This is a genomic window from Kitasatospora indigofera, from assembly GCF_014655955.1.
In the GTDB taxonomy this organism is placed as follows: Bacteria; Actinomycetota; Actinomycetes; order Streptomycetales; family Streptomycetaceae; genus Kitasatospora; species Kitasatospora indigofera.
In genome coordinates this window covers 1-24766 of record NZ_BNBO01000013.1, presented here as the reverse complement: position 1 = coordinate 24766, position 24766 = coordinate 1, and the positions used below count along the sequence as shown (strand labels likewise).

Genomic DNA, 24766 nt, shown 5'->3' with positions numbered 1-24766 from the left:
GTTCGCCTGGTGAGCTGTGTGCTGGGACACACGGGACAATCCCTACGCACGGGAGTGTCCCATGAAGAAACTCGATGAGGAGTGCGCGTTGAGCAACGAGAGCCTGGCCAACCTGCTCAAGGAGGAGCGGCGGTTCGCCCCGCCCGCGGAGCTCGCCGCTGAGGCCAACGTCACGGCGGCCGCCTACGCGCAGGCCTCCGAGGACCGGCTCGCCTTCTGGGCCGAGCAGGCCCGTCGCCTCGACTGGGCCACCGAGCCCACCGAGACCCTCGACTGGTCCAACCCGCCGTTCGCCAAGTGGTTCGCCGACGGCACCCTCAACGTCGCCCACAACTGCGTGGACCGGCACGTCGAGGCCGGCAACGGCGACCGCGTCGCCATCCACTTCGAGGGCGAGCCCGGCGACAGCCGCGCCATCACCTACGCCCAGCTCAAGGACGAGGTCTCGCGCGCCGCCAACGCCCTGCTGGAACTCGGTGTCGCCAAGGGCGACCGCGTCGCGGTCTACCTGCCGATGATCCCCGAGGCCGTCGTCGCGATGCTGGCCTGCGCCCGCATCGGCGCCACCCACTCGGTGGTCTTCGGCGGCTTCTCCGCCGACGCCGTCGCCTCCCGCATCCAGGACGCCGACGCCAAGCTCGTCATCACCGCCGACGGCGGCTACCGCCGTGGCAAGGCCACCGCCCTCAAGCCCGCCATCGACGAGGCCCTGGCGAAGTGCCCGCAGGTCGAGCACGTCCTGGTGGTCCGCCGCACCGGCCAGGACACCGCCTTCACCGAGGGCCGCGACGTGTGGTGGCACGACATCGTCGAGCGCCAGCCGGCCGAGCACACCGCCGAGCCGCACGACGCCGAGCACCCGCTGTTCATCCTCTACACCTCCGGCACCACCGGGAAGCCCAAGGGCATCCTGCACACCACCGGCGGCTACCTCACCCAGGCCGCCTGGACCCACCACGCCGTCTTCGACCTCAAGCCCGAGTCGGACGTCTACTGGTGCACCGCCGACATCGGCTGGGTCACCGGCCACTCGTACATCGTCTACGGGCCGCTCGCCAACGGCGCCACCCAGGTCATCTACGAGGGCACCCCCGACACCCCGCACCAGGGCCGCTTCTGGGAGATCATCCAGAAGTACGGCGTCACCATCCTCTACACCGCCCCCACCGCGATCCGCACCTTCATGAAGTGGGGCGACGACATCCCCGCCAAGTTCGACCTCTCCAGCCTGCGGGTGCTGGGGTCGGTCGGCGAGCCGATCAACCCCGAGGCGTGGGTCTGGTACCGGGAGCACATCGGCGGCGGCAAGGCCCCCATCGTCGACACCTGGTGGCAGACCGAGACCGGCGCGATGATGATCAGCCCGCTGCCGGGCGTCACCACCACCAAGCCCGGCTCGGCCCAGCGCGCGCTGCCCGGCATCGCGGCCACCGTCGTCGACGACGAGGCCCGTGAGGTCCCCGACGGCGCCGGCGGCTACCTCGTCCTCACCGAGCCGTGGCCGTCCATGCTCCGCACCATCTGGGGCGACGACCAGCGCTACATCGACACCTACTGGTCCCGCTTCGAAGGCCGCTACTTCGCCGGCGACGGCGCCAAGAAGGACGAGGACGGCGACATCTGGCTGCTCGGCCGCGTCGACGACGTCATGCTCGTCTCCGGCCACAACATCTCCACCACCGAGGTCGAGTCCGCGCTCGTCGGCCACCCCGCCGTCGCGGAGTCCGCCGTCGTCGGGGCCACCGACGCGACCACCGGCCAGGCGATCGTCGCGTTCGTCATCCTGCGCGGCACCGCCACCGACAGCCCCGAGCTGGTCGAGGAGCTCCGCGCGCACGTCGGGCGCACGCTCGGCCCGATCGCCAAGCCCAAGCAGATCAAGGTCGTCGGCGAACTCCCCAAGACCCGCTCCGGCAAGATCATGCGGCGCCTGCTGCGCGACATCGCCGAGGGCCGCGAGGTCGGCGACACCACCACCCTCGCCGACAGCACCGTCATGAACCTCATCCAGTCCCAGCTGCCCGCCCAGGGCGACCAGGCCTGATCAGGTTCGCGTACCGGCCCCGGTACGCGCGGAGGGCTCCCCGAGCGGTCGTGAGACCGCCCGGGGAGCCCTCCTGCGTCCGGTCGGGGCTACTCGGCGCGCCGCTCGGCCACCAGGGTCCGCAGCGTGTCGTAGGCGCCCTGGACGAAGCCCCGGCCACGCACCGGCTGCGTCCCGGCCATCACGGCCAGGCCGACCTGCGTGCTCGGGCTGAAGCCGACGAAGGTCGTGAAGCCACGAGTGGCGCCCGCGTGGTAGACCAGCCCGTCGGCCTCGTCTCCCCCGTCGAGGGAGGGCCGCTCGTCCAGGGAGCGCTGGTTCCACCCCAGGCAGATCCGCACGCCCGTCCGGCGGCGGCCCACCCTGGGTGTCAGGACCTCGCCGAGGGCCGTGCGCAGCGCCGTGGCGTCGGTGCGCTCGGGGAGCGGAACGGCGTCCAGGGCGAGGTGGGCCTGCAGGTAGCGGAGCATGTCGTCGGCGGTGGAGCGCAACGCCGCCGCACCGGGCAGGGCCGGCAGCCGGAACGAGGGGACCCGCCGGCCGCGCCGGTACCCGGTGGCGGGCTCGCCGCCGGGGCCGCAGGAGGTGTCGACCAGGCCGAGCGGCCCGCAGATGCGGGAGAGCAGCAACTCCTCGTACCGCTGGCCGGCCGCGTTCGCCAGCACCAGGCCGAGCAGGCCGCAGCCGAGGTTGGAGTACCGCACCTGGGCCCCGGGCGTGCCGCGCACGGGGGTGCGGGGCAGCGCGCGCATCAGGTGCGACGGCCCGAAGGTCGCGTACGGCTTGGTGAACCAGCGGGGCACGGCCGCCGGGGTGAGCCCGACCGGGAGCCGGGGCAGGCCCGAGGTGTGGGTCGCCAGGTGGAGCAGGGTGATCGGTCGTTCGTGCGGGTAGCCGGGGGCCGCGTCGGCCGGCAGGTAGCGGTCGATCGGGTCGTCGTACCGGACGTCACCGCGGGCCGCCATCTCGGCGAGCAGCAGGGCGGTGAACGTCTTGGTGACCGAGCCGATCTCGAACCGGGTGTCGGCCCGGACGGGTCGCACCCCGATCCGGTCGGTGTAGCCACGGCAGGAGACGGTGCGCTCGCCGCCACGGATCACGGCCACGGCCACGGCGGCGCCGGGGGCGGCCGCGTGGAAGAGCGGGCGGAGCAGGGGTTCGAGGTCGGGCGCCGGACGGTCCATCAGATCGGCGTTCATCGGTCGGCGCCCCGGGAACCGGCGTTCCGCGAGCGTGCGTTCCGAGAACCGGTGGCCCCGGTGGCGGCGCCCCGGGAACCGGCACCGCAAGAACAGGCCACCGGGAAGCCGGCGGGCCGGATCCGCCCCGGCCGGGCGGACCTCGTAGGCGCGGGCTGCAAAACGGCGGACCGCGTGGCGGCGGACCGCGTCCGGGCAGGCCGCGGGCGGGCGGATAACAGGGGCGGGACGCTCTGCGCGCCCTCGCCCCCGGCTATGGCGTGCGGCACGGCCTCGGGGCCGTCCGCCTCCTCGCTGGGCATGGGTGTCTCCGTTCCGGTCGAAAGGCGCCGCCCCGTCCGGGTGGCGCCTTCGACCGACGATAAGGAGCAGGTCACCCGTCTGCACCCGCCCGCCGCCATTCGGGGCGGGCTCCCCCGACGGACCGAGCCGATCGTCCTAAAATGCACAAAACGGATATCTCCTCGCGCCGCCCCCTAGACTGTCAACGACGCATCAAGATCGTGGATGGGTCACAGGGCGCGCCGGGAAGTCTGGTCGGCACTGCACCACAGGTGTATCCGGATGCCGTTCCCGCCCCCAGGAGGTCCCCCCGTGACCAGCCGGCCACCCGCCGAACCGACGCCCCGAGGCCGCCAGTTCCTCGGCCGGCTGTCGCTGCCCGAGCGCACGTACATCACGGACGCGCTGCGCACCGAGACGGTCGGCGGCATCCTGCTGCTGCTCTTCGCGATCGCGGCCCTGATCTGGGCGAACGCCTGGCCGCATTCCTACGAGAGCGTGGTGGACTACACGATCGGCCCCTCCACGCCGCTCCACCTTGACCTCAGCCTCGGCACCTGGGCCAACGACGGCCTGCTGGCGATCTTCTTCTTCGTGGCCGGCATCGAGCTCAAGCGCGAGTTCGTGGCCGGGGAGCTGCGCACGCCGAGCGCGGCGGCGCTGCCGGTGATCGCGGCGATCTGCGGCGTCGCCCTGCCCGCGGTGATCTACGCCGTCGTGAACGCGACCAGCGGCCACCTGGGCGGCTGGGCGATCCCGACCGCCACCGACATCGCGTTCGCCCTCGGCGTCCTGGCCGTGGTGGGCAGTCACCTGCCCTCCGCTCTGCGGGCGTTCCTGCTCACCCTGGCGGTGGTGGACGACCTGGTCGCGATCCTGATCATCGCCGTCTTCTACAGCTCCGGCATCAAGTTCTGGGCGCTCGGGCTCTCCGTCGCCGGCCTGGTCCTGTTCTGGTTCCTGCACCGCCGCGGGTTGCACGGCTGGTACCTGTACGTGCCGCTGGCCTTCGTGGTGTGGGCGCTGATGCACGAGAGCGGCGTGCACGCGACGGTCGCCGGCGTGGCGATGGGCCTGATCCTGCGCTGCCACAAGGTCGGCGACGAGAAGTACTCCCCCGGCGAGCACATCGAGCACCTGGTGCGCCCGCTCTCGGCCGGCTTCGCCGTCCCGGTGTTCGCGCTGTTCGCCGCCGGGGTGACGATCTCCGGTCCGGCGCTCGCCGAGGTTTTCAGCCAGGCGGCCCCGCTCGGGATCATCATCGGCCTGCTGGTGGGCAAGACGGTCGGCGTCTTCGGCGGCACCTGGCTGGCCGCCAGGTTCACCCGCGCGGAACTCAATCCGCAGCTCACCTGGTCGGACCTGTTCGCGGTGGCCACCCTGGCCGGCATCGGCTTCACCGTCTCCCTGCTGATCAGCGAGCTGGCCTTCACCGAGGACGCGGCGCTGGCCGACCGGGCGAAGGCGGCCGTCCTGATGGGGTCGCTGCTCTGCGCGGTCTTCGCCACCGTCCTGCTCAAACTGCGGAACCGGCACTACCGCCGGCTGGTCGACGAGGAGAACGCCGACGTGGACCACGACGGCATCCCCGACATCTACCAGCAGGACGACCCGGCCTGGCAGGCCCGGACGGACCGCCGGCCCGACCCGCCGCAGTGATCCGGGGCAGCGGCCGGCCACCGCGTCCCTCCGGTGCGATCCGGCCGGCCCCGAGGACGCGCCGGGCTGCCGGACGGGTACGCGTGGCTCGGACACGCCGCTCCGCCGGCCCCCCGGAGTGGTGTCCGACTCACCGGTAGGGGCATGATTCTGAGCTGTCGACAGTGCACAGAAGCCGCAGAGGAGAACGCTGATGCCCGCAGGAGCCGCAGACCCGTCCAGCATCGGCCGGGCGCCCTACGAGGGCGAGCGTTCGGTCGGGCAGCTCTTCGCCGAGGCCACGGCCGACCTGTCCGCCCTGGTGCACGACGAGATCGCGCTGGCCAAGGCCGAGATCAGGCAGGACGTCAAGCGCGGTGTCTCCGGCGGTGTCTCGCTCGCGGTGGCCGGCGTGGTCGCGCTCGCCGCCGTCCCGATGCTGAGTGCCGCGGCGGCCTTCGGGCTGCACGCCCTGGGCATCACCCTGGGCTGGTCCTTCCTGATCGTGGCCGGCGTCTACCTGCTGCTGGCGGTCGTCCTCGGCCTGCTCGCGCTGCGCTCGTTCAAGAAGATCGAGCCGCCGCGCCGCACGATCGAGGGCGCCCAGGCGACGGCCGACGTGCTCAAGAACGCCAGGCCCCGGCCGGCCACCCAGGAGGAGATCGACCGGGGCCTGGGCCGCCGCCCCTGACCGCTCCCGCCCGCGCCCGCCCCGACCGCCCCTGGACGCTCCCCGGACCGCAGCCGTCGGCCCGGACCGCGGCAGCGCTCCTGCGACGGCCGGGCCGGGCCACGCCCCGTCACCTGCCCGGCCGGACCGTCCCCCGTGGCCCCGGCCGGGGCGTCGGCGGGCGCGTCGGCCAGGCGCCGCCGGATCGCGGGCGGCCGGATCGGCGGCGGCCAGTACGAGTGCCGGGCACGCCTGCGACGCGCGGATATGACACGCTCTCGCTATGCCGCTCGACCAGAAGCCCGTGCCCCAGCCCCAGCCGTCGCAGCCCTCCTCCGGTGACGTCCCCGGCGATGCCGTCCCGGGAGCCACCGGTCCGGGAGGCGCCGGCGGCGACGCCGCGGCCGACTGGAGCATCCGGCAGGCGGGGCCGTGGACGCACCGCGACCTCGCGGCCAACGGGGCCCGGTTCCACATCGCCGAACTGGGCACGGGCCCGCTCGTCCTGCTGGTGCACGGCTGGCCGCAGTACTGGTGGGCCTGGCGGCACCAGATGACCGCGCTGGCCGAGGCCGGCTACCGGGCCGTCGCACTGGACCTGCGGGGCGTCGGCGGCAGCGACCGCACTCCGCGCGGGTACGACCCCGGCAACCTGGCCCTGGACATCACCGGCGTGATCCGCTCGCTGGGCGAGCGGCGCGCGCACCTGGTCGGCCACGCCTCCGGCGGCACGCTGTCCTGGGTGGCGGCCGTGATGCGGCCCTCGGTGATCCAGAGCCTGACGGCGGTCTCCGCCGCGCACCCCCGTGACCTGCGCCGGGCACTGCTCACCGACCGCCGCCAGCTGGCCGCCTTCGAGCACGTGCTGAGCTTCCAGCGTCCGTGGATACCGGAACGCCGTCTGGTCGCCGACGACGGCGCACTGGTGGGCCGCTACCTCGACGCCTGGACCGGCCCGAACCAGTTGGACCGCGCGGCGGTGGCCGCGTACCGGCAGGCGATCCAGATCCCCAGCACGGCGCACTGCTCGATCGAGCCGTACCGCTGGCTGCTGCGCTCGATGGCCCGGCCGGACGGCATCCAGTTCGCCCGCCGGATGAAGAAGCCGATCACCGCGCCGACCCTGCACGTCCAGGGCGCCGCCGACCCGGTCCTGCTGTCGCACACCGCGCTGGGCGGCGGCGAGTACGTGACGGCTCCCTACCGGTGGCGGCTCATGCCGGGAGTCGGGCACTTCCCGCACGAGGAGGCGCCGGAGGAGTTCTCGGCGGAGCTGATCGACTGGATCGGCCGGCACAAGGACTGACGCCGGCACCGCCCGGGACGGAGTCCGGGGCCGGTTCCGGAGCCCGCCCCGGTCCGGGGCGGGGCGGGGACCGTTCCCCGAGCGAGGGCCTCCGGGCCGGGCGGGTGGCCGCCGGAGGTGGAGCGTCGCGCCATCAACTGTCTTTATGTTGCGCTCATATGACAAACGCATAGGCCAATTCGAGACCCCGCCAGGTGGTTACTCCAAGCGGCCCAGGGGCATCTTTCCGGTATGACCTGGATGCCCGATCGCAGCGCAGCGCCGCGCAGTCGACGCCGTACCAGCCGCAGCTCGCAGAGCCTCGTACACCGGTCCGACTGGGCGGACGACCTCGGATACGACGGGCCGGAGCACCGGTCCAGCCGGGGCGGCCCGCGACAGCTGGGCATCCCCCGCATCATCGGCCGCCGGGCCCGCTGGGTCGGCGCCCGCCTGCGGCGCGACACCTGAGGGCCCCGGGCCGCCCCGCCCCGCCCCGCGACCGCCCGTTCCGGGCCGTGACCGCCTGGCCGTGACCGTGCGGGCGGCGGCCGCCTCGGCGGGCCGCCGCCCCCGTCAGCCGAGGATGCCGGGCGACACCGCCGTGAACCAGAGCAGGACGAAGGTCGCCAGCGACATGACCGGCACCAGCACCTTGGTCTCCACGCTGTTGCCGCTGCGCTTGATCAGCACCAGCTCGTAACGCTCCTTGTGCGGCCAGAGCAGCGGCGCGCCCTTCTTGGTGAGGCAGTCGCCGAGCAGATGCGCCAGCGTGCCCAGCGCCACCGCGTACGGCAGCCAGCCCGGCGCGCTCGGCATCCACTTGTTCATGCCGGCCGTGCCCAGCGCGGCGAGGCCGATGATGGTGATCCAACTCGCCGGGCCGTCGCCGGGCGGGTGCAGCCGCAGGGCCACGATCGCCAGCGCGAGCAGGAAGAACGTCAGGCCGAGGGTGAAGTTGCGGCCGACGAACGTCACGCCCGCCCAGCTGCCCGCGCCCATCAGCGCGACGAACAGCAGCGAGTGGGTGGCGTGCCGGTGCCCGCCGGAGATCCAGGCGACGAAGCGGCAGAGCACCTTGGAGACCGGGCCGAGGAAGTTGGCGATCGTCCCGTCGTGGTGGTCGAGGTCGGGCAGCAGGGCCGCACCCGCGCAGAGCACCGTGCCCATGAGTATGTCGGCGGGCTGGAGCGTGGTGTGCAGCAGCAGCGGGGGCAGGAACGGCGCCGAGCCCGCGTACAGCATCGCGCCGCTGACCGCGTGCGAGTGACCCATCATGGAGTACTCCCCCTCATCGCGTGCTCCCCGTCGGGTGGCCGCTTCCGTCACGTCGCCGTACGACGCCCCGGCGGGTCCACCACCAGGGCCGGCTGAGCCGGACGGGTGAGCCGCGCCGACGCTATCAGCAGCGCCCGGGCCGCCGGCGGAGGCCGCCGGGCCCGTCCAGCCGTACGGATACCCGCCCGGGGCACCCGTACGCCTACGGGCCTGCGCGCGGCGGTACGCGAGGACACGCGGCGGTGCACAGGGCCACGCGGCGGTACGCAGGGCCACGCGCGGACACGCAGGCGTCCGCAGGGGTCCGCAGGGGTCCGCAGGGTCACGCGAGCGCAGGCCGGGGTGCCCGGGCGGTGCCACCGGCGGCTCCGCGACGGTGGGGCGGCCGGCTCAGAGCGCGCAGCCCTCGGTGTCCACCCTGGCCGTGGCCGTGGCGCCCTTCTCGGCGTCCCCGCGGACCTCGGCGGCGGTCAGCACGTAGCCGGTGTCGGCGCTGTCCAGCGACTTGGCGAAGACCACGCCGTAGACCTGACCGTCCGGGGTGAGCAGCGGGCCGCCGCTGTTGCCCTGGCGGATCAGCGAGCGCACCGAGTACACGTCGCGGACGACCTGGCCGCGGTGGTAGATGTCCGGCCCGTTGGCCTGGATCCGGCCGCGGATGCGGGCCGGCTGCACGTTGAAGGCGCCGTTCTCGGGGAACCCGGCCACCACCGCGCTGTCGTTGGTCCGGGCCTCGCCGGCGAAGGCCAGCGCCGGGGCGTTGAGCTTGGGGACGTCCAGGATCGCGATGTCGCGCTGCCAGTCGTAGCTGACCACGGTCGCGTCGTAGAGCGGCCCGACGCCGCCGACCTGCACGGTCGGCTCGTCGACCCCGCCGACCACGTGGGCGTTGGTCATCACCCGGTGCGGGGCGTAGACGAACCCGCTGCCCTCCAGGGTCTTGCCGCAGGAGGTCGCGGTGCCGACCACCTTCACCAGGGACTGCCTCGCCTTGGCCACCGCCGGGCCGGCGGCCAGCGCCGGGTCGGGCGGCGAGACCTCGGTGATCGGCTCGTGCTCGAAGGGGTTGAAGACCTGCGGGAAGCCGTTGCGGGCGAGCGCCTTGGAGAAGTCGGAGAACCAGTTCGGGGCGTCGCCCGGCAGGGTGTCCTGGACGCCGCCGAGCACCACGGACGTCCGGACCTGCTTGGAGACGGTCGGCAGCGAGGTGCCGGCCAGCGCCGACCCGATCAGCCAGGCCACCAGCAGCATCGAGATCACGTTGACCACGGACCCGCCGGCCGCGTCCAGCACCTTGGCGGGCTTGCGGTCGATGTGGCCGCGCAGTTTCCAGCCGAAGTGCGTGGTGACGGCCTGCCCGATCGCCGCCAGCACGATCACCACCACGACCGCCACCACCGAGGCGGTGGTGCCCGGACTGAGGTGGCTGAGCAGCAGCGGGAGCAGCTGCACGGCGATCAGGCCACCACCGAGGAAGCCCAGGACCGACAGGACGCCCACCACGAATCCCTGCCGGTACCCGGACACGGCGAAGCCGATCGCGGCGACGATCAACAGCAGATCCAGGACGTTCACCCGGACACCCTCCCACGGCCTCGCGCCGGGCGGGCACCAGGCTCGGTGAACCGCTCCTCCCCCGTTTGCGCCGGGACAACCCCGGACGACCCCGGACGACCCGGGCGCGGGGCGTCCGGCCTGCGACTCTTCGGCGGCGGTCCAGCCGCTCCGCCCGGCAACTCGCGCGGCGGCTCGGCCGGCGGCTCCCGGCCGCTGTCCGCGACTCCCGGCGGCTAGCCGGCGGCGGGAGTGTCGCCCAGCAGGGCGCCGGAGCGGCCGAGACTGGCCTGGGCCAGGTCGATGGCCTCCTCGCTGAGGGCCAGCGTCCTGCTGGTGTCCCAGGGGCGCTCCAGGCCGCTGTGGTGCAGCACCCGGTCGATCACCCCGGCGGTGAACCCCCAGACCAGCCGGTCGGCGACCGCGAAGGCCGGACCGAGGTGGCCCGAGGGGTGCCGCAGCCTGGCCCGGTTGGCCGGGTCGGTGAGCTCGGCGATCGGCACCCGGAACACCGCGCCGGTCTCGGCCTGGTCCACCGGTCCGACCGGGCTCTCCCGGCGCCACCAGCCGAGCACGGGGGTGACGACGAACCGGCTCACCGGGATGTACAGCGCCGGGAGGGTCGCGAAGACCTGCACGCCGGACGGGTCGAGGCCGGTCTCCTCCCAGGCCTCCCGCAGCGCCGCCGCGACCGGCCCGGGCCCCTGCGGGTCGCCGTCCTCCGGGTCCAGCGCGCCGCCGGGGAAGGACGACTGGCCGGCGTGCGAGCGCAGCGAGCGGGCCCGCTCGATCAGCAGCAGGTCCGGACCGGACGGCCCCTCGCCGAAGAGCATCAGCACCGCGGAGGGCCGTCCCCCTTCGGCCGGCGGCAGGAACCGGCTCAGCTGTTCCGGCCGGACGGTCTCCGCGGCGTCCCGGACGGGCAGCAGCCAGGCCGGCAGGCCGTCCCGCTCGATCCGCGTGCTCACGCGACCTCCCCCTGCCCGTCGCCGGCTCCAGGGCCTGCCGCACCACCCGCGCCGGGCGCCGCGGGCAGTCCCGGGTATCCGGCCGGCGGCCGCAGCCGCTGGCCCGGCTGGCCGCCCAGCTCGTACTTCAGCAGCTTCCGCGCCTTCTCCGGGTCCGTCTCGCCCTCCCCGTAGGAGGGGCAGAGCGGGGCGATCGGACAGGCGCCGCAGGCGGGCTTGCGGGAGTGGCAGACGCGCCGGCCGTGGAACACCACGCGGTGCGAGAGCATCGTCCACTCGGACTTCGGGAAGATCTCGGCGACCGCCGCCTCGACCTTCTCCGGGTCCTCCTCGGCGGTCCAGCCGAAGCGCCGCGCGAGGCGCCCGAAGTGGGTGTCGACGGTGATCCCCGGCACTCCGAAGGCGTTGCCGAGCACCACGTTCGCGGTCTTCCGGCCGACGCCGGGCAGGGTGACCAGGTCCTCCAGGCGTCCGGGCACCTCGCCGCCGAAGCGGTCCCGCAGCGCGGCCGAGAGGCCGAGCAGCGAGCGGGCCTTCGCCCGGAAGAAGCCGGTCGGCCGGATGATCTCCTCCAGCTCCTCCGGCACCGCCGCCGCCATGTCCTCGGGCGTCGGGTACTTCGCGAACAGCACCGGCGTGGTCTGGTTCACCCGCAGGTCGGTGGTCTGCGCCGACAGCACGGTGGCCACCAGCAGCTCGAAGGGGTTCTCGAAGTCCAGCTCCGGGTGCGCGTACGGGTACAGCTCCGCCAGCTCGCGGTTGATCTTCCGCGCACGCCGCACCATCGCCAGGTGGGACTCCGGCTTCCTCGGCCTCTTGGCCGGCTTCGCGGCCGGCTTCACCGCTGCCTTCACCGGGGCCTTGGTCGCAGTCTTCCGGGCCTTGCTCTCTGCCATGCACGAAGGCTACGCCGCGGGAGGGGGGCCACGAAGCTCGTTCACGAGGACGGCCGGGCGGTCGGAGCCCGGCTCCGGCTCCCGTTCCGGCCGTGACTTCGGCTCCGAGTCCGGTTTCGGCTCCGGATCCGGCCCGGGGCTCGCCGGGCCTCGGCCAGCGGGCAGCAGGCGGGCCGCAGCGCGTCGCGACGCCCCGGGGAGGTTGCGACGATCTTGGCTGACACACCGACAGCCGGGCCGCCCGGCGCCGGAGATGCCCGCGCGGACGACGGGAGGAGGGGACGCGGAACACATCAGGATTCGAGAAGCGCCGGCCACCGGGCCGCCGCTACCGTGACGACCATGGACATCACCATTCACACCAGCTTCCTGCCGCACGACGACCCGGACGCGTCCCTCGCCTTCTACCGCGACGTGCTCGGTTTCGAGGTCCGCAGCGACGTCGGGACGGGGACGATGCGCTGGATCACGGTCGGCCCCGTCGGCCAGCCCGGCACCTCCATCCTGCTGGCGCCGCCGGCCGCCGACCCCGGGATCACCGAGGAGGAGCGCCGCACCATCACCCAGATGATGGCCAAGGGCACGTACGGCTGGATCCTGCTGGCCACCCGGGACCTCGACGGCACCTTCGAGAAGCTGCAGGCCGGCGACGCCGAGGTGGTCCAGGAGCCGACCCGGCAGCCGTACGGCATCCGCGACTGCGCCTTCCGCGACCCGGCGGGCAACCTGGTCCGGATCCAGGAGGTGGGCTGAGCCGGCTCGGTCACCGGTTCGGCCAGGACGGGCCGGCCGCAGCCAAACCGGCGGGCACCCCGCCGTCCGCCTCGGCAGAGGCACCGGGTGCTCGCGGACACCGACAGGAGGAGTCCTGACATGTGCCATCCCGGGTGGCATCGCGCACGCATCGCGGCGCAGCACCTGAACGACCTCGCGCGGCTGCGCCGCGTGCGGGACCGGATCGACCGGGAGTACCGGCAGCCGCTGGACGTCGAGGCGCTGGCCCGCGACGTGGGCATGCCGGCCGGGCAGCTGAGCCGTGAGTTCCGGCTGGCCTACGGCCGTTCGCTGTACGCCTATCTGACGGTGCGGCGCATCGCGCACGCCACGGCGCTGCTGCGCCTCGGCGGCCTCGACGCCGCCGAGGCCTGGTCGGCGGTCGGCTGCGCCTCGCCGGGCATCTTCGCCGCGCGCTTCGCCGAGCTGACCGGCGGGCCGCCCGCCGCTCCCCGGCGCCGGGCCACGGCCACGGCCACGGCCACGGCCACAGCCAAGGGCACAGCCAAGGGCACAGCCACGGGAACGCTGCCGAGCCAGCCGAAGCCCCCGGGCGGACCGGTCAGGAATCGAGAAGCGCCGGCCTCCGAGCCCCACCTAGCGTGACTGTCATGGCAACCATTGAATTCCTCACCATCGAGGTGGCCGACACCACGGCCGCCGAAAGCTTCTACACCGCCTTCGGTCCGGGCGACCGGGTGCGCCTGCGGGCCTCGGCGGAGCCGACGACCGGCTTCCGCGGGTTCTCGCTGTCGCTCACGGTGTCGCAGCCGGGCACCGTCGACAACCTGGTCGGCGCGGCCCTGGACGCCGGCGCCACCGCGCTGAAGCCCGCCGCCAAGTCGTTCTGGGGCTACGGCGGCGTGGTGCAGGCCCCGGACGGCACCATCTGGAAGATCGCCACCTCGGCGAAGAAGAACACCGGCCCGGCCACCCGGGAGATCGACGAGATGGTGCTCCTGCTGGGGGCCTCGGACGTGGCCGCGAGCCGGAAGTTCTACGTCGGGCGCGGCCTGGCGGTGGCGAAGAGCTTCGGCCGCAAGTACGTCGAGTTCGCCACCCCGTCGAGCGCCGTCAAGCTGGCGCTGTACGGGCGCCGCGCGCTCGCCAAGGACGTCGGCGTCCCGGTCGACGGCACCGGCTCGCACCGGCTGGTGCTCAGCGGCGACGGCGGCCCGTTCAGCGACCCGGACGGCTTCGCCTGGGAGGCCGCCGCGCCGGTGCCCGCGGCCTGACCCGCGCCGCCGGCGCACGGCGGACGCCGTCCGCGCAGGCCCCGCACACACGCACCGACACACCGACACACCGACGCAGGTCGAGCCGCCGCCGGGTCCGCCCGGGCCCGGCCGGCCCACCGCCACCCCTTCCGCACCTGACCGGCCCTGTCCGAGAGGAACCGCAATGAAGAGCACCCAGACGTCCGGCAAGAGCGCCACCGCGGCCGCCGAGAAGTACGACGGCTTCACGGACGAGGAGCGCAGCGCGATGAAGGAGCGCTCCCGGGAGCTGAAGACGGCCGGGCCCCGCGGCGCGAAGGCGGCGAAGGCGGACCCGGAGTCCGAGGTGCTCGCGAAGATCGCCGAGATGACGGAGGCGGACCGCGCGCTCGCCGAGCGGGTGCACGCCATCGTCAGGGCCGCCGCACCGGACCTCATGCCCAAGACCTGGTACGGGATGCCCGCGTACGCCAAGGACGGCAAGATCGTCTGTTTCTTCCAGAGCGCGCAGAAGTTCAAGTCGCGGTACGCCACGCTGGGCTTCAGCGACCAGGCGGCCCTGGACGACGGCACCCTGTGGCCGACCGCCTTCGCGCTGGCCGGGCTGACCCCCGCCGTCGAGGCGCAGATCGCGGAGCTGGTCAGGAGGGCCGTGGGCTGAGGGCCGGCCGAGGGGGTGGCCGACGGGGTGCCCGCGCAGGCCCGGCGGCCCCGGCAGGCCGTGGCGGCCCGGCTCGTGGATCATGGCCAGGGGCGCACAGCGCGGCAGCGCGCGCCCCGGCGAGCGGGGATGCGACCGTCTCGTCGCCCCGGCGGGGCCCGGTGTGATCTTCTTGAGCCGGACGGTGTCCGAAGCCGCCCCGGACGGGTGGACAGCCGGTCCGGCCGGCGCTGAACAAACCCTCATCGGAAGGAACTCCCCCATGGACGAGCAGTTCGACGTCGTCGTACTCGGTGCGGGCCCCGGCGGCTACGTGGCCGCCATCCGGGCCGCCCAGCTGGGCAAGCGGGTCGCGGTGGTCGAGGAGAAGTACTGGGGCGGCGTCTGCCTGAACGTCGGCTGCATCCCGACCAAGGCGCTGCTGCGCAACGCCGAGCTGGCCCACATCTTCACCCACGAGGCGAAGACCTTCGGGATCAAGGTCGACGGCGAGGTCTCCTTCGACTACAACGAGGCGTTCAAGCGCAGCCGCCGGGTCGCTGACGGCCGGGTCAAGGGCGTCCACTACCTGATGAAGAAGAACGGCATAGCCGAGTTCGACGGCCGCGGCACCTTCCTCGACGCGAACACCCTGCAGGTCGCACTGTCGGACGGCAGCACCCGGACGATCGGCTTCGGCGACTGCATCATCGCCACCGGCGCGACCCCCCGCCTGCTGCCCGGCACCAGCCGCAGCGAGCGGGTCGTCACGTACGAGGAGCAGATCCTGGCCGAGGACGTGCCGCGCTCGATCGTGATCGCGGGCGCCGGGGCGATCGGCATCGAGTTCGCGTACGTGCTGCACAACTACGGCGTCAAGGTCACCGTCGTCGAGTTCCTGGACCGGATCGCCCCGCTGGAGGACGCGGACGTCTCGGCGGAGCTGGCCAAGCAGTACCGCAAGCTCGGCATCGACGTGCTGACCTCGACCCGGGTGGAGTCGATCGACGAGTCCGGGGCGCAGGTGCGGGTCACCGTCACCGGCAAGGACGGCGTCCAGCAGGTGCTGGAGGCCGACAAGGTCCTCCAGGCGATCGGTTTCGCGCCGAACGTCACCGGCTACGGCCTGGAGGCCACCGGCGTGCGGCTCACCGAGCGCGGCGCGATCGACGTGGACGGCCGCTGCCGCACCTCGGTGCCGCACATCTACGCGATCGGCGACGTGACCGCCAAGCTGATGCTCGCGCACACCGCCGAGGCCATGGGCGTGGTCGCCGCCGAGACGATCGCGGACGCCGAGACGATGGAGCTCGACTACCCGATGATCCCGCGCGCCACCTACTGCCAGCCGCAGATCGCCAGCTTCGGCTGGACGGAGGCGCAGGCCCGCGAGAAGGGCTTCGACGTCAAGGTCGCCAAGTTCCCGTTCACCGCGAACGGCAAGGCGCACGGCCTGGGCGACCCGACCGGCTTCGTGAAGCTGATCAGCGACGCCAAGTACGGGGAGATCATCGGCGCCCACCTGATCGGCCCGGACGTCACCGAGCTGCTGCCCGAGCTGACGCTGGCCCAGCAGTGGGACCTCACCGTGCACGAGGTGGCCCGCAACGTGCACGCGCACCCGACCCTGGGCGAGGCCGTGAAGGAAGCGGTGCACGGACTCGCCGGGCACATGATCAACTTCTGAGTGCCGGAGGCGGCCGGACGGCCCGCCGACGTCGCACCGGGCCCGGCCCGCGGCACCCGCCGCGGGCCGGGCCCGGTCGCGTCCGGGGCGGCCGCGGGGTGCTCGCCCGCCCGTGGTCCATACCTTTCATGAACATCGTCCGAACTCGGCGATCCGACCGGGCGCCGGTGCCTAGGCTGCGGCCGACCCGCACCAGACTCCGAGGAATGTGACGATGCTCTTCCTTTCCATCCTGCTGCTCGCCGCCGCCCTGGTCCTGCTCGTACTCAGACGGCGCCGGGTGACGACGTCCGGCTGGGCCACCTTCGGCGGTCTCCTGTCCGGCGCGCTCGGGCTGTTCGTCGGGCTCACCACCGTCCTGTACGTGGTGGACCCGTACCAGGTGGGCGTGCCGACCACGCTGGGCAAGGTCGGCGGGACCTGGCAGTCCGGGCTGCACCTGAAGTCGCCGCTGACCGACGTCACCACCTTCTCGACCCGGCCGGCCGACCTCAACCTGACCGGCGACAACACGGTGGAGGTGCGCTCCTCCGAGGGCGGGGTGCTCTACGCCGACCTCACCGTGAAGTGGTCCATCGACCCGCAGCACACCCTGGCCCTGTACAAGCTGGCCGGCAGCGCCGAGGCCGTCGAGCAGCGCCTGGTCTACCCGGACAGCCGGGAGATAGTCCGCAACGTCTTCGCCAAGCACACCGGCGTCGAGGGCTACTCCTCGCAGCGCGAGGCGATCAGCACCGAGATCGACCAGCTGATCACCCAGCGCCTGGCCCCGCGCGGGATCCTGGTGAACGGGGTCAACCTGCGCAACGTCAAGCCGAGCGACGGCCTGCAGAAGGCCATCGACCAGAAGATCCAGCAGGACCAGGCCACCGCCCAGGCCGAGGCGGCCACCCGGACGGCGAAGGCGGAGGCGGAGAAGCGCAAGATCGAATCGGAGAGCACCGCGGCCGCGAACAGCGTGATCGCCAACTCGCTGACCGACAAGATCCTGCTCAGCCAGTGCATCGAGGCCTTCAAGGCCGCGGCGGAGAAGAACCCGGTCTACGCCAGCCCGTGCGGCTCGGCGGGCACCCCGGTGATCGTGGACGGCACCAAGCGCTGACCGGCCCGCGACGTCCGGGAGCCGGTCCGGCCCGGCCGGACCGCACCCGGCGACCGCCGCGCGACCGGCCCGCCGGCGCCGCCCCGACCGGCCGGACCCGGCCTCCCGGCCCGGTCGGGCGGGCCCTGACCAGCGGGGCCGAAATGTAACCGATGAGTACGAATGGCCCCGTACAGTGCTCCCCGGCGCACCCCCTCCTCATATGATCGGAGCGACATGCGCCATGCTTGGTGATGCAGAGCACTGTACGGACTTGCGCCGACCGCCCCGACGGGCGGACGGCCGAGAAGGAGGAAGCACGTGGACGACGTTCTGCGGCGCGCCGCACTCTTCGCGGCACTCGACGACGAGCAGGCCGGCGAGCTGCGCGCTTCCATGACCGAGGTGACCCTCGCCCGTGGTGAGTCCCTCTTCCACGAGGGCGACCCCGGCGACCGCCTCTACGTGGTCGCCGAGGGCAAGGTCAAGCTGCACCGGGCCTCGCCCGACGGCCGCGAGAACATGCTCGCGGTGCTCGGCCCCAGCGAGATGATCGGCGAGCTGTCGCTCTTCGACCCCGGACCGCGCACCGCCACGGCCAGCGCGCTCACCGAGGTCAAGCTGCTCGGGCTCGGCCACGGCGACCTGCAGCCCTGGCTGCACGCCCGCCCGGAGGTCTCCATCGCGCTGCTGCGGGCCATCGCCCGCCGCCTGCGCCGGACCAACGACGTGATGTCCGACCTGGTCTTCTCCGACGTGCCCGGCCGCGTGGCCAAGGCCCTGCTGGACCTCTCGCGCCGCTTCGGCGTGCCGTCCGACGAGGGCATCCACGTCGCCCACGACCTCACCCAGGAGGAGCTGGCCCAGCTGGTCGGCGCCTCCCGCGAGACGGTCAACAAGGCGCTCGCCGACTTCGCCGGCCGCGGCTGGCTGAAGCTGGAGGCCCGCGCCGTGGTCCTGATGGACGTCGAGCGGCTGTCCCGGCGCTCGCGCTGACACCCGCCGTCACCGGCACCGACGAGGGCCCGTACGCCACCGGCGCACGGGCCCTCGGGCGTCTCCGGACACCGGTGCGGGCGCCCCTGCCGGGTGCCCGGCCGTGGCGGGCGGCCCGGGGCGCCGCTCAGATCAGGCCGTGGTCCTCCAGGTAGCGCAGCTGCGCGCGGACCGAGAGTTCGGCGGCCGGCCACAGCGCCCGGTCCACGTCGGCGTAGACCCGGGCGACCACCTGCTCGGCGGTGCGGCAGCCGGCCTCCACGGCGGTCTCGACCTGGGCCAGCCGGTTGGCGCGGTGCGCGAGGTAGTAGTCCACCGCGCCGAGCGCGTCCGCGAGCACCGGGCCGTGACCCGGCAGCACCGTGCGGACGCCGTGCTCGGAGGCCATGGTGTGCAGCCGGCGCAGCGAGTCCAGGTAGTCGCCGAGCTGCCCGTCCGGGTGGGCGACCATCGTGGTGCCGCGGCCCAGCACGGTGTCGCCGGTCAGGACGGCACCGTCGGCGGGCAGGTGGAAGGTGAGCGAGTCGGCGGTGTGCCCGGGCGTCCCGACCACCCGCAGGTCCAGGCCGCCGACCTCCAGCCGCTGCCCGTGCCGCAGGCCCTCGTCGCCGAGCCGGTGCGCCGGGTCCAGCGCGAGCACCTTGGTGCCGGTCAGCTCCGCGAAGCGGGCCGCGCCCTCGGCGTGGTCGGCGTGGCCGTGGGTCAGCAGGGTCAGCGCCACCCGCCGGCCCTGCCGCTCGGCGGTCTCCACCACGTGACGCAGGTGGCCCTCGTCCAACGGGCCGGGGTCGACGACCACGGCCAGGTCCGAGCCGGGCTCGGCGAGCAGCCAGGTGTTGGTGCCGTCCAGCGTCATCGGTGACGGGTTCGGCGCCAGCACGCAGTGTGCCCGGGGGGTGGCCTCGCCGCCGACACCGGCGGCGGGGTCACCCGGGAGAAGACCGCTCACCGGCCGCCCTCGCAGCTGCGATGCAGCCGGCGCGACGGGACGGTGCGCGTCAGCGGGCGCAGCCAGGGCTCGTCGCCGTACCGGCCGCCGCTGTCATGGGCGAGCGCACGGGGCGTCAGGGAGTGGGAGGTCAGGGCTCGGGCGGGCAGCTCAGGTGCCGTCCGGCGATCCACGTCGTTGTGGTTCATCGGGCGAAGGTCCTTCCTGGGGGTAGTGTCCGTCGATGGTCAGCTCCTCATACCCCGACCATCGCACCGTCATTCGATCACCCGCCACCTCGGCCCGGCCGAGGATCGGGTCCAGTCCGCGGCTGCTCGCCGCGGACAGGGCTTCGGCGGCCGCGCGCAGCGGCAGCAGTTCGCGCAACACGGTCACGGTCGGCGGCAGCATGCCGTACCGGCCCTGCTCGTACCCCTGGACGGCGTCGGCCGGGGAGAGCCAGGCGACCTTGTCGGCCTCGCCCACCTCAAGGGCGGCGAGCTGGCCGGGCGGCATCGCGGCGACGAAGAACCAGGTGTCGTAGCGCCGCTCCTCGAAGACCGGGGTGACCCAGCGGGCCCAGCCGGCCAGCAGGTCGCTGCGCAGCACCAGGCCGTGCTCGCGGAGGAACCCGGCGAAGGAGATCTCGTGCGCCTCCAGGGCGGCCCGCTCGGCACTCCAGTCGCGCGGCGGCGCGGTACCGGAGGCGTCCGGGCCGGCCAGCAGGACGCCGGCCTCCTCGAAGGTCTCCCGGACGGCCGCGCAGACCACCGCCTGAGCGGTGCCCGGGTCGACCCCGAGCCGGGCACCCCACTCCTGCGGACTCGGACCGGCCCAGCCGATCTCGCCGTCGGCGTCCCGCGGGTCCACCCCGCCGCCCGGGTAGGCGTACATCCCGGCGGCGAAGGCCATCGAGGCGCGCCGGCGCAGCAGGTACGCCTCCGGTCCGGCGGCGCCGTCCCTCAGCAGGACGATCGTCGCGGAGGGCTTGGGCACCGGCGGCGTCAGCTCGCCGGCCTCGACCGCCCGGATCCGGGCAGGCCAGGACGGCGGCATCGGGAGCGACTTCGCCTGGTGATCCATGTCCGGATGCTACGCAGACGGAGGCGGCCTTGGACAGAGCCCAGGCCGCCCGATTCGGGCCGCCGCCCGCCGGTGCGGGCCCGGCCGGGCCTCCCCGCCCCGGGCCCCGCGCCGCCGGCCGGACGGGCGGCGGCGCGCGGAGCGGCGTCAGGCCCGCGGCCCGGAGGCGGCGGGCCTGCGGCTCCGGGGGTCAGGCCTGCGGCTTCAGCCGGACCTGGATCTCGATCTCGACCGGGGCGTCCAGCGGCAGCACCGCGACGCCCACCGCGCTGCGGGCGTGCACGCCGGCCGCCCCGAAGGCGTGGCCGAACAGCTCGCTGGCACCGTTGACGACGCCCGGCTGGCCGGTGAAGTCGGCGGCGGAGGCGACGAAGCCGACGACCTTCACGATCCGCTCGATCTGGTCGAGGTCACCGATCACGGCCTTCACCGCGGCCAGCGCGTTCAGCGCGCAGATCTGCGCGAGCGCCTTGCCCTCCTCGGGGGTGACCTCGGCGCCGATCTTGCCGGTGGTCTGCAGCTTGCCCGCCACCATGGGGAGCTGACCCGAGGTGAAGACGTACTCGCCCGAGCGGACGGCCGGCACGTACGCGGCGACCGGCGGGGCCACCTCGGGCACGCTCAGACCCAGCTCGGCCAGCTTGGTCTCGACCTGGCTCATGCCTTCTCCCGCTTGAGGTAGGCCACCAACTGCTCGGGGTTCGGCCCCGGAACGACCTGGACGAGCTCCCAGCCGTCCTGGCCCCAGTTGTCGAGGATCTGCTTGGTCGCGTGTACGAGCAGCGGCACGGTTACGTATTCCCACTTGGTCATGGGGCTGACTCTAGACGAGGAGGCGGCCCGGCCGGCGCCGCGCGAAGCGCGTCGGGGGCGGCACCGCGGGCCCGCGCGGAGTGTGAGGTGGGCCACAAAGGGGGCATGAATCAGACCTGGCCATCCCAATGCTCCCGGCATCGGGCCCGGTCCCTGGTTACCCTCGCGGGAGGGCACCTCGCGGTGCCGGCCCTCGGAACGGACGGAGACGGAGCGTGGCACGCACCCCCGACCAGGCGGCCCGGCGCGACCCCGGAGGGGCAGCCGGACCGCGCGGGACGGAGGACCCGGAGGGCGGCGGGCCGGCCGGCGCAGCGCCCGAGGACGCCGCGCCCGCGGACCGGACCGGCGAGGACGGCGACTGGGAGGGCGTCCGGCTGCACGTGGTCAGCGGGAAGGGCGGCACCGGCAAGACGACGGTGGCCGCGGCGCTGGCCCTGGCGCTGGCCGCCGAGGGCGGCCGCACCCTGCTGATCGAGGTCGAGGGCCGCCAGGGCATCGCCGAACTCTTCGGCATCGCCGCGCTGCCCTACGAGGAGCGCCGGATCGCCACCGTCTCGCGCGCCCAGCTCGGGCTGCCGGCGGACGGCGGCGGCGAGCGCCGGGCCGGCCGGAGCACCGCCGGCAAGGCGGGCGGGAAGCCCGCCGGCGGGGGCGGGGAGGTGTTCGCGCTCGCGATCGACACCGAGCAGGCCCTGCTGGAGTACCTCGACATGTTCTACAAGCTCGGCCGGGCCGGGAAGGCCCTGCAGAAGACCGGCTTCGTGGACTTCGCGACCACCATCGCCCCGGGCGTCCGGGACGTCCTGCTGACCGGCAAGGCCTGCGAGGCCGCCCGCCGCAAGGGCGCCGACGGCCGCCGGGCGTACGACGCGATCGTGATGGACGCGCCGCCCACCGGCCGGCTCACCAGGTTCCTGAACGTCAACTCCGAGGTCGCCGGGCTGGCCAGGTTCGGCCCGATCCACTCCCAGGCCCAGGCGGTGATGCGGGTGCTGAAGTCGCCGGAGACGGCCGTGCACCTGGTCACCCTGCTGGAGGAGATGCCGGTGCAGGAGACCGTGGACGGCTTCACCGAGCTGCGGGAGGCCGCGCTGCCGGTGGGCGGGGTGCTGGTCAACATGGTCCGGCCGCCGATACTGGACGCCGCCGCGGTGGCAGCCGTGGACGGCGACCACCGCGAGGAGGTCGCCCTGGCGCTGGCCGACGCGGGCCTCGGCGGCCGGGCGCGGACCGGCGCCGCCGTCCGGGCCGCGGTCGAACCACTGATCGACCCGCTGCTGGAGCAGGCCCGCGAGCACGCCGAGCGGGTCGAGCTGGAGCGCGAGCAGCGGGCCGATCTGCAGCACCTCAAGCTGCCGACCTACGAACTCCCGCTGTTGAGCGAGGGCGTGGACCTCGGCGGCCTGTACCGGCTGGCGGGCGAGTTGAAGCGGCAGGGGGCGGCATGACGGGCGGCGGCAGGGACGGCGCGCGCGGCGGTGCGCGCGGCACGGCCGGGACAGCCGGGAACGGCGCCCGGGCCGGGGCCCGGGGCAACGAGCTGGCGGTCGACCGGCTGATCGACGACCCGGAGACCCGGATCGTGGTGTGCTGCGGCTCGGGCGGCGTCGGCAAGACGACGACGGCGGCGGCGATCGGGCTGCGGGCGGCCGAGCGCGGCCGGAAGGTGGTCGTGCTGACCATCGACCCGGCCCGCCGGCTCGCCCAGTCGATGGGCCTGACCGAGCTGGACAACACCCCACGGGTCGTCAAGGGCGTCAGCGGCGACGGCGAGCTGCAGGCCATGATGCTCGACATGAAGCGGACCTTCGACGAGGTCGTGCTCGCCCACTCCGAGCCCGAGCGGGCCAAGGCGATCATGGAGAACCCGTTCTACCAGTCCCTGTCGGCCGGCTTCGCGGGCACGCAGGAGTACATGGCGATGGAGAAGCTCGGCCAGCTGCGCGACGCCCACGAGTGGGACCTGATCGTCGTCGACACCCCGCCGTCCCGCTCCGCGCTGGACTTCCTGGACGCGCCGAACCGGCTCGGCTCCTTCCTGGACGGGAAGGTGATCCGGCTGCTGGCCGCGCCCGCCAAGGTCGGCGGCCGCAGTGCGATGAAGTTCCTGAACGTCGGGGTGGGGCTGCTCACCGGCACCCTGGGCAAGATCTTCGGCGCTCAGCTGCTGACCGACGTGCAGACCTTCGTCAGCGCGACGGACACCATGTTCGGCGGGTTCCGTGAGCGTGCCGACCGCACGTACCAGCTGCTGAAGGCGCCGGGCACGGCTTTCCTGGTGGTCGCGGCGCCGGAGCGGGATGCGCTGCGCGAGGCCGCGTACTTCGTCGACCGGCTGGAGGCGGACCGGATGCCGCTGGCCGGCCTGGTGCTCAACCGGGTGCACGGCACGGGCGCGCCGCAGCTCACGGCCGAGCGCGCACTGGCGGCGGCCGAGGCACTGGAGGAGAACGGCACCGGGACGGCCTCCCCCGAAGCCGAACTGCTGGCGGCCGGACTCCTGCGGCTGCACGCCGAACGGATGCAGGTCATGGCACGGGAACGGCGCACCCGGGACCGTTTCGTGTCGGTGTACCCGGACGTGCCGATCGTCGAGGTCGCGGCCCTGCCCGGTGACGTCCACGACCTGGACGGACTGCGCGCCGTCGGCGAGCTGCTCGGCGGCGGCACCGGGGAGTGACCCGGCGCCCCGCGGCCGGCTCGGCGGCGGGGCTCAGCCCGCCTGCGCGTAGTCCGTCAGGATCACGCCGGTCGCGAGGGACTCCTCGTACTCGGTGCGTGCCGTCTCCAGCAGGCGCCGCCAGGAAATCACCGTCGGGCGCCGGCGCAGCAGCGCCCTGCGCTCGCGCTCCGTCATACCGCCCCAGACCCCGAACTCCACCCGGTTGTCGAGCGCGTCCGCCAGGCATTCGGTCCGTACCGGACACCCGCTGCACACTGCCTTGGCGCGGTTCTGCGCCGCCCCCTGGACGAACAACTCGTCCGGATCACTAGTGCGGCAGGCAGCCTGCGCACTCCAGTCGTCTACCCAGCCCATGCCGGCGCCGTCCTCTCCCGAATCGAGGCTCCCCCACGGCGGCAACGGCATATTCACCGTTGCCAGTTGAGGACGTTACGGAAGAACGGCAGGTTGCAACAGCCCCTTCGGGCCCAATCTCGAATGACCCGATTGGACTATGGGTACCGGCTAGCTCACTCGTTGGAGTGATCGCAGGTCGCAGGCCTTGCCAAGAACACACTGGCAACTCTCGCCACGCGGACCGCCACGGACAGTCACCGTTTCGGCGGTAGCGCACCCGTGCCAACTACTGCAGACTCGGGCATTTCGGGCAAAGCTCATCACTCACAAGAGTGAAGGAAGCTCACACAGCGAAGCTGTCGCAAGCTTGTGACAAGCCTAGGCGAACACCTGCCCCCATGTGCGGTATTCGGAGACGTAGTGTTCTCCCCATGGCACCGAAGCGCCCCATGGCATCCCAGCGCCCCGGCAACCCAGGATCTCCGAGCGGCGAACGACGCGGCTCACCGCTCGACAAGGCGGGGCTCGGAATCAAGTTCCTGGGTGTCAGCGTGCTGTCCGGAGTGCTGCTGGCCGGCATGGCGCTGCCCGCCGTCGGCGCCCTGGGGCTCACGGCCAAGAACACCGCCGAGAGCTTCGCGAACATCCCGGACGACTTCAAGACCCCCGCGCTCTCCCAGGCGACCCAGATCTTCGACGCCAAGGGCGGCC

At 73.5% G+C, this 24766-nt stretch carries 25 protein-coding genes and 1 pseudogene; 15 read left to right on the top strand and 11 right to left on the bottom strand.

The genetic code is table 11. The annotated features are described in order from the left end of the window. Positions 1 to 88 precede the first annotated feature (88 nt). Positions 89 to 2044, top strand: coding sequence for an acetate--CoA ligase (acs, locus tag IE329_RS14165; protein WP_190211324.1), 1956 nt, complete (start codon positions 89 to 91; stop codon positions 2042 to 2044). An 89-nt stretch (positions 2045 to 2133) separates the two neighbouring features. On the opposite strand, the gene IE329_RS14160 is transcribed toward acs, so the two are convergent. After that, positions 2134 to 3243: a serine hydrolase domain-containing protein gene (locus IE329_RS14160; protein ID WP_229927430.1), complete on the bottom strand. Its 1110-nt coding sequence runs from the start codon at positions 3241 to 3243 to the stop codon at positions 2134 to 2136. 564 nt (positions 3244 to 3807) lie between these two features. Between IE329_RS14160 and nhaA the strand changes: the two genes are divergently transcribed. The 4 genes from nhaA to IE329_RS14140 all read left to right on the top strand — a co-directional run bounded on the left by nhaA (position 3808) and on the right by IE329_RS14140 (position 7589). Beyond that, entirely contained in the window at positions 3808 to 5184 is a 1377-nt protein-coding gene (gene nhaA, locus IE329_RS14155) for a Na+/H+ antiporter NhaA (RefSeq protein ID WP_190211215.1), read from the top strand. Between the two features lie 193 nt (positions 5185 to 5377). Further along, positions 5378 to 5854 (top strand): phage holin family protein, encoded by a 477-nt coding sequence (locus tag IE329_RS14150; protein ID WP_190211214.1) that lies wholly within the window; start codon positions 5378 to 5380, stop codon positions 5852 to 5854. A 262-nt stretch (positions 5855 to 6116) separates the two neighbouring features. Beyond that, the gene (locus tag IE329_RS14145; RefSeq protein WP_190211213.1) at positions 6117 to 7139 is read left to right on the top strand and encodes an alpha/beta fold hydrolase; all 1023 of its coding nucleotides are present in this window, start codon (positions 6117 to 6119) and stop codon (positions 7137 to 7139) included. Between the two features lie 231 nt (positions 7140 to 7370). Continuing rightward, on the top strand, positions 7371 to 7589 hold the full coding sequence (locus IE329_RS14140) for a hypothetical protein (protein ID WP_190211212.1): 219 nt from the start codon (positions 7371 to 7373) through the stop codon (positions 7587 to 7589). 105 nt (positions 7590 to 7694) lie between these two features. Here the strand turns inward: IE329_RS14140 and IE329_RS14135 are convergent, their stop codons facing one another. The 4 genes from IE329_RS14135 to nth all read right to left on the bottom strand — a co-directional run bounded on the left by IE329_RS14135 (position 7695) and on the right by nth (position 11814). After that, positions 7695 to 8396: a metal-dependent hydrolase gene (locus IE329_RS14135; RefSeq protein WP_190211211.1), complete on the bottom strand. Its 702-nt coding sequence runs from the start codon at positions 8394 to 8396 to the stop codon at positions 7695 to 7697. Positions 8397 to 8786: 390 nt separating this feature from the next. Beyond that, entirely contained in the window at positions 8787 to 9971 is a 1185-nt protein-coding gene (locus IE329_RS14130; RefSeq protein ID WP_190211210.1) for a MarP family serine protease, read from the bottom strand. A gap of 215 nt (positions 9972 to 10186) precedes the next feature. Then, on the bottom strand, positions 10187 to 10996 hold the full coding sequence (locus IE329_RS14125; RefSeq protein ID WP_373311183.1) for an NUDIX hydrolase: 810 nt from the start codon (positions 10994 to 10996) through the stop codon (positions 10187 to 10189). Next, a complete protein-coding gene (gene nth / locus IE329_RS14120) occupies positions 10915 to 11814 on the bottom strand; it encodes an endonuclease III (RefSeq protein WP_190211208.1) in 900 nt (299 codons plus the stop codon). Before nth ends, IE329_RS14125 begins: the two co-directional genes overlap by 82 nt. A gap of 342 nt (positions 11815 to 12156) precedes the next feature. Between nth and IE329_RS14115 the strand changes: the two genes are divergently transcribed. The 7 genes from IE329_RS14115 to IE329_RS14085 all read left to right on the top strand — a co-directional run bounded on the left by IE329_RS14115 (position 12157) and on the right by IE329_RS14085 (position 18209). Then, the gene (locus IE329_RS14115; protein ID WP_190211207.1) at positions 12157 to 12567 is read left to right on the top strand and encodes a VOC family protein; all 411 of its coding nucleotides are present in this window, start codon (positions 12157 to 12159) and stop codon (positions 12565 to 12567) included. Between the two features lie 120 nt (positions 12568 to 12687). Next, positions 12688 to 13194, top strand: a complete 507-nt coding sequence (locus IE329_RS14110; protein ID WP_190211206.1) for a helix-turn-helix domain-containing protein — start codon at positions 12688 to 12690, stop codon at positions 13192 to 13194. A gap of 5 nt (positions 13195 to 13199) precedes the next feature. Continuing rightward, a complete protein-coding gene (locus IE329_RS14105) occupies positions 13200 to 13823 on the top strand; it encodes a VOC family protein (protein WP_190211205.1) in 624 nt (207 codons plus the stop codon). Between the two features lie 166 nt (positions 13824 to 13989). Further along, positions 13990 to 14466 carry an iron chaperone gene (locus IE329_RS14100; protein ID WP_190211204.1) on the top strand — a complete coding sequence of 159 codons (477 nt, stop codon included), beginning with the start codon at positions 13990 to 13992 and terminating at the stop codon, positions 14464 to 14466. A gap of 262 nt (positions 14467 to 14728) precedes the next feature. Continuing rightward, positions 14729 to 16132 carry a dihydrolipoyl dehydrogenase gene (gene lpdA / locus IE329_RS14095; RefSeq protein ID WP_190211203.1) on the top strand — a complete coding sequence of 468 codons (1404 nt, stop codon included), beginning with the start codon at positions 14729 to 14731 and terminating at the stop codon, positions 16130 to 16132. Between the two features lie 214 nt (positions 16133 to 16346). Beyond that, entirely contained in the window at positions 16347 to 17234 is an 888-nt protein-coding gene (locus IE329_RS14090; protein ID WP_190211202.1) for a prohibitin family protein, read from the top strand. 300 nt (positions 17235 to 17534) lie between these two features. Further along, complete coding sequence (locus IE329_RS14085; RefSeq protein ID WP_073924653.1) at positions 17535 to 18209, top strand: Crp/Fnr family transcriptional regulator; 675 nt, start codon at positions 17535 to 17537, stop codon at positions 18207 to 18209. A gap of 127 nt (positions 18210 to 18336) precedes the next feature. Here IE329_RS14085 and IE329_RS14080 read toward each other — a convergent pair whose 3' ends face one another. The 5 genes from IE329_RS14080 to IE329_RS14060 all read right to left on the bottom strand — a co-directional run bounded on the left by IE329_RS14080 (position 18337) and on the right by IE329_RS14060 (position 21033). Next, positions 18337 to 19158: an MBL fold metallo-hydrolase gene (locus IE329_RS14080; protein WP_190211201.1), complete on the bottom strand. Its 822-nt coding sequence runs from the start codon at positions 19156 to 19158 to the stop codon at positions 18337 to 18339. After that, the gene (locus IE329_RS14075) at positions 19155 to 19346 is read right to left on the bottom strand and encodes a hypothetical protein (protein WP_190211200.1); all 192 of its coding nucleotides are present in this window, start codon (positions 19344 to 19346) and stop codon (positions 19155 to 19157) included. The genes IE329_RS14080 and IE329_RS14075 overlap by 4 nt, the downstream gene beginning before the upstream one ends. Further along, positions 19309 to 20220 (bottom strand): NUDIX hydrolase, encoded by a 912-nt coding sequence (locus IE329_RS14070; RefSeq protein ID WP_229927428.1) that lies wholly within the window; start codon positions 20218 to 20220, stop codon positions 19309 to 19311. Before IE329_RS14070 ends, IE329_RS14075 begins: the two co-directional genes overlap by 38 nt. 190 nt (positions 20221 to 20410) lie before the next feature. Beyond that, complete coding sequence (locus IE329_RS14065; RefSeq protein WP_073924655.1) at positions 20411 to 20881, bottom strand: RidA family protein; 471 nt, start codon at positions 20879 to 20881, stop codon at positions 20411 to 20413. Further along, complete coding sequence (locus IE329_RS14060) at positions 20878 to 21033, bottom strand: DUF4177 domain-containing protein (protein ID WP_190211199.1); 156 nt, start codon at positions 21031 to 21033, stop codon at positions 20878 to 20880. The genes IE329_RS14065 and IE329_RS14060 overlap by 4 nt, the downstream gene beginning before the upstream one ends. A 377-nt stretch (positions 21034 to 21410) precedes the next feature. Between IE329_RS14060 and IE329_RS14055 the strand changes: the two genes are divergently transcribed. Further along, positions 21411 to 22484: an ArsA-related P-loop ATPase gene (locus IE329_RS14055; protein WP_190211321.1), complete on the top strand. Its 1074-nt coding sequence runs from the start codon at positions 21411 to 21413 to the stop codon at positions 22482 to 22484. After that, the gene (locus IE329_RS14050; protein WP_190211198.1) at positions 22481 to 23716 is read left to right on the top strand and encodes an ArsA family ATPase; all 1236 of its coding nucleotides are present in this window, start codon (positions 22481 to 22483) and stop codon (positions 23714 to 23716) included. The genes IE329_RS14055 and IE329_RS14050 overlap by 4 nt, the downstream gene beginning before the upstream one ends. Positions 23717 to 23749: 33 nt before the next feature. Here the strand turns inward: IE329_RS14050 and IE329_RS14045 are convergent, their stop codons facing one another. Next, on the bottom strand, positions 23750 to 24073 hold the full coding sequence (locus IE329_RS14045; RefSeq protein ID WP_030240986.1) for a WhiB family transcriptional regulator: 324 nt from the start codon (positions 24071 to 24073) through the stop codon (positions 23750 to 23752). 413 nt (positions 24074 to 24486) lie between these two features. Between IE329_RS14045 and IE329_RS14040 the strand changes: the two are divergent. After that, positions 24487 to 24766: pseudogene (locus IE329_RS14040) on the top strand (transglycosylase domain-containing protein); the annotation flags it as partial.